A 9,508-nucleotide genomic window follows, 5' to 3' on the forward strand; every position below is an offset into this window, starting at 1 on the left:
ATTATTAAAAACCAATTAAAAATGAGTATAGAAAACTTTAAATTCTTTAAGCCTTTAGAACCACGTTGGAGCGATTTTGATCCAATTGGTCATGTAAATAACGTATTTTATTTCGAATATTTTCAGACTGGTAGAGCCTATTATATGATGGCTTCGAGCAAAAAATGGCAGTGGACGCATCACATGTTTGTTATTGCGCATATAGAAGCAAGTTACCAAAAAGAATTACGTCCAAATGCGATAGATCCTCGTATTGGTGTGCGTGTATCAAAATTAGGAAACAAGAGTTTCGATTTTGAATATATTGTCACAAGTAAAAGCGAAAATGGCGAAGATGTTATTCATTGTATCGGAAAAAGTACACAAGTAATGTACGATATGGAAGAGAAAAAATCAATGGAATTGCCAGATTGGGTAAAAAATGATTTTAAGAATTACGAAGGTAATCTTTAGAAAATAATCCTAAAAAAATACAACAGTAGTTAAGTCTTTTCGTTAGATAATGATTAGATTTAACTACTGTTTCTTTTTAAACTCGTTGCGTTATGAAAAATTTGTTTTTAATGCGTCATGCAAAAAGTAAATGGAACGAAAATGTTTCAGATCAATTTCGTTCTATCACAGAGATTGGTGAATTCAAAACGAAGAAAATAGCGAATTATATTCATCAAAATTTTGAATTGAAATTTGATAAAATATTTTCGAGCAAAGCAGTTCGAGCAAAAGAAACTTCTCTACTTGTCAAACCTATTTTATTTCCTAATCAAACCATTCATATCGAAGATGATTTGTATACTTTTTCGCATTATTTATTAGACAAATGGATTAGAAATTTGGATAATGAATTGCAAAATGTTCTTATTTTTGGACATAATCCTGCGTTTACAGATATTACCAATCAGTTAGGAAATGATATGATTTACAATCTTTCGACTTCTGGATTTGTCTGGATACAGTTTGATTCTGATGATTGGAAATCGATACAAAAAGGAAAAACTATAAAAATAATTTTACCTAAAGAAATTAAATGAAAAAATATATAAACCGCGAAATCAGTTGGCTTTCTTTCAATGCGCGCGTGTTGCAAGAAGCTTCTGACGAAACAGTTCCGTTGTTAGAACGAATTCGTTTTTTAGGAATTTATTCAAACAATTTAGATGAATTTTATTCGGTTCGATATTCTACAATTTTGCGCTCGATACAGTTCAAAGATGTAGAAATCGTTTATCAAAATATTGTACCAGATCAAACGGACGAAGAATTGATCGATGAAATCAATGAAATTGTGCGTCAACAGCGCGTTCAGTACGATGATTTGCATAATCAATTATTCAAAGAATTAGAGAATCACAATATTTTTGTGATTGATGATAAATCAATTCCTGAGAATTATTTAGAATTTATTTCCGAATATTTTTACAACGAATTTATCCATACAGTTGGAGTTTTTATTTTAGATGACATCAAAAAAGCGCCACCTTTACGCGATGGATCGTTCTATTTAGCGGTAAAAATGCAATTAAAAGACAAAGTTCAATATGCACTTTTGATTGTTCCAACGCATTTATTTTCGCGTTTTATTGTGCTTCCAAAGTATGATCAAAATACCTATGTCATGTATTTGGAAGATATTATTCGTTTTCATTTGAAAGATATTTTCAAGATGTTTGATTTTGAAACAATTGAAGCGCATTCCATCAAAATTACCCGAGATAGCGAACTTGATTTTGATAATGATTTGGAACATAGTTTATTAGAAAAAGTCATTAATAGTTTAGAAAATCGTAAAAAAGGTGTTCCTGTACGATTAGTTTATGATGCTGAAATTGCACCAGATACGTTGAAATTTTTCTTGAAAAAATTACGATTAGACGAATATGATAGTATCAATCCGGGTGGAAAATATCACAACAAACGAGATTTGATGAGCTTTCCAAGTTTTGATATTCCTAATTTAACGTATGAAAAAATAAAGCCAATTATTCAGAAAAAACCTTTTGAATATAACAGTTATTTTCAAGCTTTTACGGAAAATGAAGAAATGATGATGGCGCCTTATCATGATTATTCTTTGTTGTTAAAATTTCTTCGTGAAGCCGCAATTGATCCGAAAGTAACCAAAATAAAAATTACTATTTATCGTGTTGCAAAAGATTCTCAAGTGATGCATTCATTGATAAACGCAGCAATGAACGGAAAAGAAGTAACTGCTGTTTTGGAACTTCGCGCGCGATTTGATGAATCCAATAATGCGATGTGGTCGAAAAAATTGCAAGAAGCTGGTGTGAATGTTATTTTTGGGGTTCCGGGACTGAAAGTACATTCGAAAATTGGTTATATCGAGCGTAAACCAGAAGGAATGTTGGCACAGAAATATGTGTTTATCAGTACAGGAAATTTTCATGCAGGAACAGCAAAAATTTATACAGATTATACGTATTTTACAACTAATCCGGGAATAACAAAGGATGTTGAACAGATTTTTAAATTTTTCGGAGCTAATTATTTGAACTTAACGTACAATCATTTATTGGTTTCACCTTATGGAACGCGTAAAAAAATTGTCAAGATGATTAAACGAGAAATCAAAAATCATCAAGCTGGTTTACCTGCAGAAATTAATATGAAACTGAACAGTTTAAGCGATAAACAAATCATTGATTTATTGTATAAAGCTTCTCAAAAAGGAGTAAAAGTTCGTTTGGTTGTGCGTGGAATTAATTGTTTGATTCCTGGAGTTAAAAATCTTTCCGAAAATATTGAATGTGTCAGCGTTATTGATAAATTTTTGGAACATCCACGTGTGTATTGGTTTAAGAATGCGGGTGATGACAAAGTATATATTTCGTCGGCAGATATGATGGAGCGTAATTTGGATAATCGTGTAGAAGTTGCGTGCCCGATTTACGATCATAAATTCAAAAAAATCGTTATGGATACGTTTAATTTGAGTTTTGAAGATAATGTAAAAGGTCGCCAAATAACGGCTGAATCTTCTTTAGAATACAAACGAAACAATAAAAAACCGAACCGCTCTCAGTTTACGACCTACGAATATTTTAAAAAATTAAACGAACAAGAAAATGAAGATTAGAAAATTAGGAGCAATAGATATTGGATCTAACGCCATGCGATTGTTGATTAATTATGTTTACGAAGAAGAAGGTCGTGCGCCAATTTTTAATAAAACCAGTATTGTGAGGATGCCAATTCGTTTGGGACACGACGTTTTTATTGATGGACAAATTTCCGAAACAAATATAAATCGTATTTGTGATGCTATGTTGTCTTATGCATTAATGATGAAGGTTTATGATATTGAAATCTATAAAGCTTATGCAACTTCTGCCATGCGCGAAGCAAAAAACGGAAAAGATGTTGTAAAAAAAGTGATGAAAAAATCTGGAATTAACATCGAAATTATTGATGGAAAAACCGAAGCTGAATTACTTTTTAATACGGAATTAGGTGATTTTATACAAGACGAAAAAATCTATTTGTATGTAGATGTTGGTGGTGGTAGTACCGAATTAACGTTATTAAAAGATAATAAGGTTTTTACGTCAAAATCTTTTGAAGTAGGAACTGTACGTTTGTTAGAAAATAAAGTTTCGCCAAATACTTTTAACGAAATGAAAGAATGGATTCATGAAAACATTGGTCATGATGAAGTAGAATTAATTGGTTCTGGTGGAAACATCAACCATGTATACAAATATTCTGGCGTAAAACTAGGAATGCCTTTGAGTAGTATTTATGTGAAAAAACATTATCAAATTTTACAAACAATGACTGCGGAACAGCGTATGCAGAATTTCAATATGAAGCCCGACCGCGCTGATGTGGTGGTTTATGCATTAGAAATTTATAATAATGTACTAAAATGGTCGCATGCAAAGAAAATTCATGTTCCGAAAATTGGACTTTCGGACGGAATTATTCGAAAAGTATATAAAGATTTAGAAAAATAAATGATGAGGTCAGATTAGTCTGGCCTTTTATATTAGTTAAATCGATTTTAATTTCCAAATTTTTTCTTTAAAATGTATTACTTAATTTAGTTTCATAATTAATTAACACAAAATATAATGAAGAAAAATTTAACGCTGATATTTTCTGCGTTTCTTTTATCTATGTCTGCTTATGCCCAAACGGCAGAGCAAATTGTAGATAATTATGAAGCAAAGGCCATAGCAGGTAATGTTGAGTATAAATTTGCTCAAACAATTAATGATGATCTTAATCAAAGGGTTTACACACAAAGAACTTTCCAAGGTATTCCAATTTATAACAGTTATTCAACATATATAATAAAGGATAAACAAGTTATTTCTAAAACTTCATCAGAAAATTTTAATATATCATTAAAGAATGCAGATATTTCTCCATCTTTAAATTTTAACGAGGCTTTAAATAAAGTAGCTCAATCAGAAGGATTAAAAGCTTTTTCAGATTCAAAAATAGACCAAAATGGTGTATATTTTTCGAAAGATGATTCTTCAGAATTGGTTTATTATATTAATAACCAAAACCAAGCAATTCTAAGTTATGCGTTTAGTTATCAATTGGTAAAAGATAACCATAATGATATCATGCATGTTATTGTTAACGCAATGAATGGTGCAATTTTAGAAAAACATAACAATACATTAAGCTGTGGTTTTGATCATGGAGCTTTTCATAATGAGAATTTAGCTACATTTAATAAAGCTGATTGGGATTGGTTATATGCTGATGTTAATAATGTAGCGTCACCGCAATACAATGTTTACCAATTACCTTTAGAGGCTCCTAATCGTGGAGGAAGATCATTTGCTGATCTTTCTGTTTCAAATGTAACTGCTTCACCGAATGGTTGGCATAACACAGCAGAATCAACTGTAAAAACAAGAACAGAAGGAAACAATGTAAGAGCTGTTAGAGATCATGATTCTAAAGGATATCAGACTTATAATTCTATATCAAATACAGTAACAATCAAAGATACTGATTATGCTGATGGAGGAAATGATTTAAATTTTGATTTTCCAATGAATTTGTCTAACCATCCTTATACTAATTGGGAAGGGGCAACTACTAATTTGTTCTATATGAACAATATGATGCATGATATTTTCTATAATTATGGTTTTACAGAGGCTAATGGAAATTTTCAAAAAGTTAATTTTGATAAAGGAGGAACAGGTAATGATGATGTTGTAGCCTTGGCACAAACAGGAGTGTCGTTAGGGTACACTAACAATGCTACTTTTGCTACACCTGCAGACGGAAGATCTCCAAGAATGGCAATGTACTTATGGAATAAAACTCCAGAACCATTAATTATTAATAGTCCTGCTAATATAGCTGGTAGTTATCAAGCTACTGTTCCTACTTGGGGAGGTACATTAACTTCTACTGCTTTAACTGGAGATCTTGCATTAATTTTAAAAAGTGAAACAACAGGTACGCCTTATGATGGTTGTGGGACAATCACAAATGCTGCAGAAGTAAATGATAAGATAGCAATTATATACCGTGGAGATTGTTCTTTTGCTATAAAAGTAAAAAATGCTCAGAATGCTGGAGCTAAAGCTGCTATTATTGTAAATAATGTAGATGGGATGATTAATATGTCTGGAGATGATACAACAATTACAATTCCAGCAATTTCTATTAGTAAAGCAGATGGAGATGCAATTATGCAAGAATTGCAAAATAAAGTAGTCGTTAATGGATCTTTATTAAAACCAGATGAATCATTTATTGATGGAAGTTTAGATAACGGAATTATTGCACATGAATATGGACATGGAATTTCTAATCGTTTGACTGGTCCAATCACAAATGCTAACTGTTTGAATAATCTTGAACAAATGGGTGAAGGTTGGTCGGATTTCTTTGGATTGATGATTACTCAATTGCCATCTGATATAAGTACTACTAAAAGAGGAATAGGAACATTTGCTGTAGGTGAAAAGAAAGAAGGTGTTGGAATTCGTCCTACAGTTTATTCGACTGATATGACAGTTAATCCTGCTAGATATGGATTCTTAAAAACTTATGGTAATTCAGATTCTCCTCACAATACTGGTTACGTATGGGCTTCTATGCTTTGGGATTTAAACTGGAAAATGGTTAATAAATATGGTTTCTCTCCAGATTTATATAATGGTAAAGCTGGTAATAATATGGCTATACAATTAGTAATGACAGGTCTTAAGTTACAACCTTGTTCTCCTGGATTTGTAGATGGACGTGATGCTATTCTTAAAGCTGACGAACAATTAAACAATGGAGTTAATAAGTGTGAAATTTGGGAAGCATTTTCAGCTCGTGGTTTAGGTTATAGCGCTAAACAAGGAAGTTCTAACAGTAGAACAGATGGAACAGAAGCTTTTGATATGCCACCAGTCGAAGAGTTAAATTGTAAATTAGCTACTTCTGATGTTAACCAATCTACTTTCCAAATGTATCCTAATCCAGCTAAGGATGTAGTTTACATTGTAGATAAATCTATTAAAAATGATATCAAAGTTGATATTGTTGATATGACAGGTAAAGTTGTTTCAACTTCTAATGTAAAATTTGATGGTCAAAAAGGAACAGTTTCCACTGATAATTTACCAAAAGGTATTTACATCTTAAAATTTGAAACAAGTAATGGAACTATTACAAAGAAATTGATTAAAAACTAATTCTAGTTTCAAATAAATAAAACTAAAAATCCATCTCAATTTTTGAGATGGATTTTTTAATTTGGTTTAGATAAGTAATATTGGTTTAGGTTGTTTTGATAAACTGGTTAGATTTATCAAAATAGCTTTTTAGTTTGGTGTTGGTTAGTAATCTTAAAAGCGTTACAAACGATGTTGTTTGTTGGTACAAATGTCATAAATAAATATAGAATGAAAAACATTTATGTATCTTCAAAGTGTCTACAACTAAGAAAAAAAAACAATTTAATAGATCTAATAAGAAAATAAAATGTATCGATTTAAAACATTGTTAAAAATATGTAAATCAATATTTTGTATTTTATTATTTCGGAATTGTTAAATTATATTGAAGAATTTATATAATTTCTCTAAATGGAATTTCGAGTTGAGTTCCGAATTTTTTTTGATTATTGGATAAATTAGAGATAGCAACACCTAATAGTCGAACTGGTTTTTCTGAAGAGTAACCTTCGCATAATAAATCATAACAAATAAGATCAAAAAGTTCTCTATTTTTAATTGGAAATGAAGCTGATTTACTTTTTGTAGTAACCGAAAAATCATTGTGTTTTATTTTTACAGTAATTGTTCTTCCGTAAATTGATGTTTTTAAAGAAAAGTTCCAAACATCTTCTATTAGTGGAAATAATGCGATTTGCATTTCTTCTAAGGTTTCTAAATCTTTGCTAAAAGTTGTTTCTGAACCAGATGATTTTCGCAATCGAGTAGGGTTGACCTCTCTAAAATCTAATCCTCTAACAATATTGTAATAGTATTTACCTGATTTCCCGAATTCCCGTAACAGTTTTTCTAATTCTAGGTTTTTCAAGTCCAAACCTGTATGAATGCCCATCATTTGCATACGTTCTGCAGTTACTTTTCCAATTCCATGAAATTTTTTGATTGGTAATTGATCAATAAAATTTTCAGACATTTTAGGTGTTATCACATAAAGTCCATCAGGTTTGTTATAATCCGAAGCAATTTTAGCTAAAAATTTATTGAAAGAAACACCTGCAGAAGCAGTCAAATCTGTTCGTTCTTTTATTTTTTGTTTGATTTCGTTTGCAATATCTGTGGCGATTTCGATGTTTTTATGGTTAATTGTTACATCCAAAAAAGCTTCATCCAAAGATAAAGGTTCAACCAAATCAGTATATTCAAGAAATATTTCACGAATTTGATTCGAAACTTCTTTATAAACTTGAAATCGAGGTTTTACAAATATCAAATGTGGACATTTACGTTTTGCAACAACAGAAGACATTGCAGATCCGACGCCATATTTTCTAGCTTCGTAACTAGCGGTAGCAATCACACCACGTTCTTCATTTCCGCCAACAGCAATACATTTCCCTCTTAATTCGGGGAAATCTCGTTGTTCAACAGAAGCATAAAAAGCGTCCATATCGATGTGAATAATCTTACGCTGCATCTTGCAAAATTACTCGCTTTATTTTAAATGATACTCCTGAATAAAGTTTTTTAAGTTTTTCTTATCGGCAACAATTGTCAAATAATCGCCCAATTCAATGGGTACATTTCGATCAGGATTGTGAATCATTTTTCCATTGCGCTCTATCGAAACCACAATTCCTTTTGCCGTATCTTTTACCCAACCAATTGATTTATGTTCCAAAACACAAAAATCATTCGGAATAACTACTTTATCTAACGTAAAATTATCTGTATTTTTAAGATCTGTATTTTCTGGAGGAGTTTCGCCAATAATTTGCAAATATTTCTCAAATCGTTGAATATGTTCATCCGTTCCAATGATTCCAATTTTATCGAAAGGATATAAAACAGATTCAGAATTTGGAGTCTGAATAATTCGATCGCCACGTTTGATATACGCAATATTTATCTGAAATTTTGTTCGCCAATCCAATTCACCCAAAGGAACACCAATAAAATTGGCATTTTGAGGAACAATCATATCCGAAATATGCGTGTTATCCCAAGTATATTGAAATTTATCTTGTTTCTTTTTCTCTTCAATTTTTTTAGTTAGAATTTCACGTTCATTTAAGTTATAAATAAATTTTGTTTGAATATAATTGTAAAATTGATTGAAATATTTCGAAAGAAAATACATTGTAATCAATAATCCAATAACCAAAATAATTGAGGCAATTGTACTTGAGAAAAATTGATTATAAANNAAATAGGTAAACCAGTCGGTTAATAAGAATAAAACGTAGCTTTTGATAATCAATGTAATTGCGATAATGATTATTCCATTGATGAAAATTGTAGAAACCGTTTGCTTGATGATTTTATTCCATTTATTTTCGTTTTGAATGTGTTGAGTATCAGATGAATAATTTTCAACACCTTGAATGAATTTTTGCGGAAGAACTTTTTCCAATAAAGTGTAAACTTTGTCCGATGATTTAATTAAATAGGGTGTTGTAAATGTTGTAATTGCTGAAACACCGACTGCAACAGGAAATAAGAAGTCGCTTGTTACACCAAGAGAAAGTCCTAAACCAGCAACGATGAAAGCAAATTCACCAATTTGTGCCATGCTCATTCCTACTTGTACGGATTGTTTTAGCGGTTGTCCTGAAATTATAGCACCTAAAGTGGTAAAAATTAACTTTCCGAAAATCGTCAACAAGGTCACAATCAAAATTGCCCATTTGTGTTCGTACATCGAAACGGGATCAATCATCATTCCAATAGAAATAAAGAAAATTGTTGCGAATAGATTTTTTACAGATTGAAAATTATGTTCGATTTTTTCTGCATAAACAGTTTCAGCGAGAATAGAACCCATTACAAATGCACCTAATTCTATTGAAAAA

7 protein-coding genes are annotated in these 9,508 nt (G+C 31.0%); 5 read left to right on the forward strand and 2 right to left on the reverse strand.

Going from position 1 to position 9,508, the window contains the following annotated elements; translation table 11 throughout:
* The first annotated feature begins 21 nt into the window (after window positions 1–21).
* The 5 genes from B2217_RS07335 to B2217_RS07355 all read left to right on the forward strand — a co-directional run bounded on the left by B2217_RS07335 (window position 22) and on the right by B2217_RS07355 (window position 6,677).
* Entirely contained in the window at window positions 22–453 is a 432-nt protein-coding gene (locus tag B2217_RS07335; protein ID WP_180904766.1) for an acyl-CoA thioesterase, read from the forward strand.
* Between the two features lie 92 nt (window positions 454–545).
* Window positions 546–1,031 carry a SixA phosphatase family protein gene (locus tag B2217_RS07340; RefSeq protein ID WP_180904765.1) on the forward strand — a complete coding sequence of 162 codons (486 nt, stop codon included), beginning with the start codon at window positions 546–548 and terminating at the stop codon, window positions 1,029–1,031.
* Window positions 1,028–3,094: a polyphosphate kinase 1 gene (gene ppk1, locus B2217_RS07345; protein WP_180904764.1), complete on the forward strand. Its 2,067-nt coding sequence runs from the start codon at window positions 1,028–1,030 to the stop codon at window positions 3,092–3,094. Before B2217_RS07340 ends, ppk1 begins: the two co-directional genes overlap by 4 nt.
* Window positions 3,084–3,971 (forward strand): Ppx/GppA phosphatase family protein, encoded by an 888-nt coding sequence (locus B2217_RS07350; protein WP_180904763.1) that lies wholly within the window; start codon window positions 3,084–3,086, stop codon window positions 3,969–3,971. Before ppk1 ends, B2217_RS07350 begins: the two co-directional genes overlap by 11 nt.
* A 117-nt stretch (window positions 3,972–4,088) precedes the next feature.
* Window positions 4,089–6,677: a T9SS-dependent M36 family metallopeptidase gene (locus B2217_RS07355; protein ID WP_280045375.1), complete on the forward strand. Its 2,589-nt coding sequence runs from the start codon at window positions 4,089–4,091 to the stop codon at window positions 6,675–6,677.
* Window positions 6,678–7,053: 376 nt separating this feature from the next.
* Here the strand turns inward: B2217_RS07355 and dinB are convergent, their stop codons facing one another.
* Window positions 7,054–8,133 (reverse strand): DNA polymerase IV, encoded by a 1,080-nt coding sequence (gene dinB / locus B2217_RS07360; RefSeq protein WP_280045376.1) that lies wholly within the window; start codon window positions 8,131–8,133, stop codon window positions 7,054–7,056.
* An 18-nt stretch (window positions 8,134–8,151) separates the two neighbouring features.
* Complete coding sequence (locus B2217_RS07365; RefSeq protein ID WP_422653375.1) at window positions 8,152–9,480, reverse strand: cation:proton antiporter; 1,329 nt, start codon at window positions 9,478–9,480, stop codon at window positions 8,152–8,154.
* Window positions 9,481–9,508: the final 28 nt, after the last annotated feature.

This window comes from Empedobacter sp. UBA7620 (assembly GCF_002484185.1).
GTDB classification, from domain to species: Bacteria; Bacteroidota; Bacteroidia; order Flavobacteriales; family Weeksellaceae; genus Empedobacter; species Empedobacter falsenii_C.

What these genes read in the sequence shown, in the direction of transcription:
- B2217_RS07335 (WP_180904766.1), top strand. Translation starts at nt 22, where the DNA reads ATGAGTATAGAAAACTTTAAATTCTTTAAGCCTTTAGAACCACGTTGG.
- ppk1 (WP_180904764.1), top strand. Translation starts at nt 1,028, where the DNA reads ATGAAAAAATATATAAACCGCGAAATCAGTTGGCTTTCTTTCAATGCG.
- B2217_RS07355 (WP_280045375.1), top strand. Translation starts at nt 4,089, where the DNA reads ATGAAGAAAAATTTAACGCTGATATTTTCTGCGTTTCTTTTATCTATG.
- B2217_RS07350 (WP_180904763.1), top strand. Translation starts at nt 3,084, where the DNA reads ATGAAGATTAGAAAATTAGGAGCAATAGATATTGGATCTAACGCCATG.
- dinB (WP_280045376.1), bottom strand. Translation starts at nt 8,133, where the DNA reads ATGCAGCGTAAGATTATTCACATCGATATGGACGCTTTTTATGCTTCT.
- B2217_RS07340 (WP_180904765.1), top strand. Translation starts at nt 546, where the DNA reads ATGAAAAATTTGTTTTTAATGCGTCATGCAAAAAGTAAATGGAACGAA.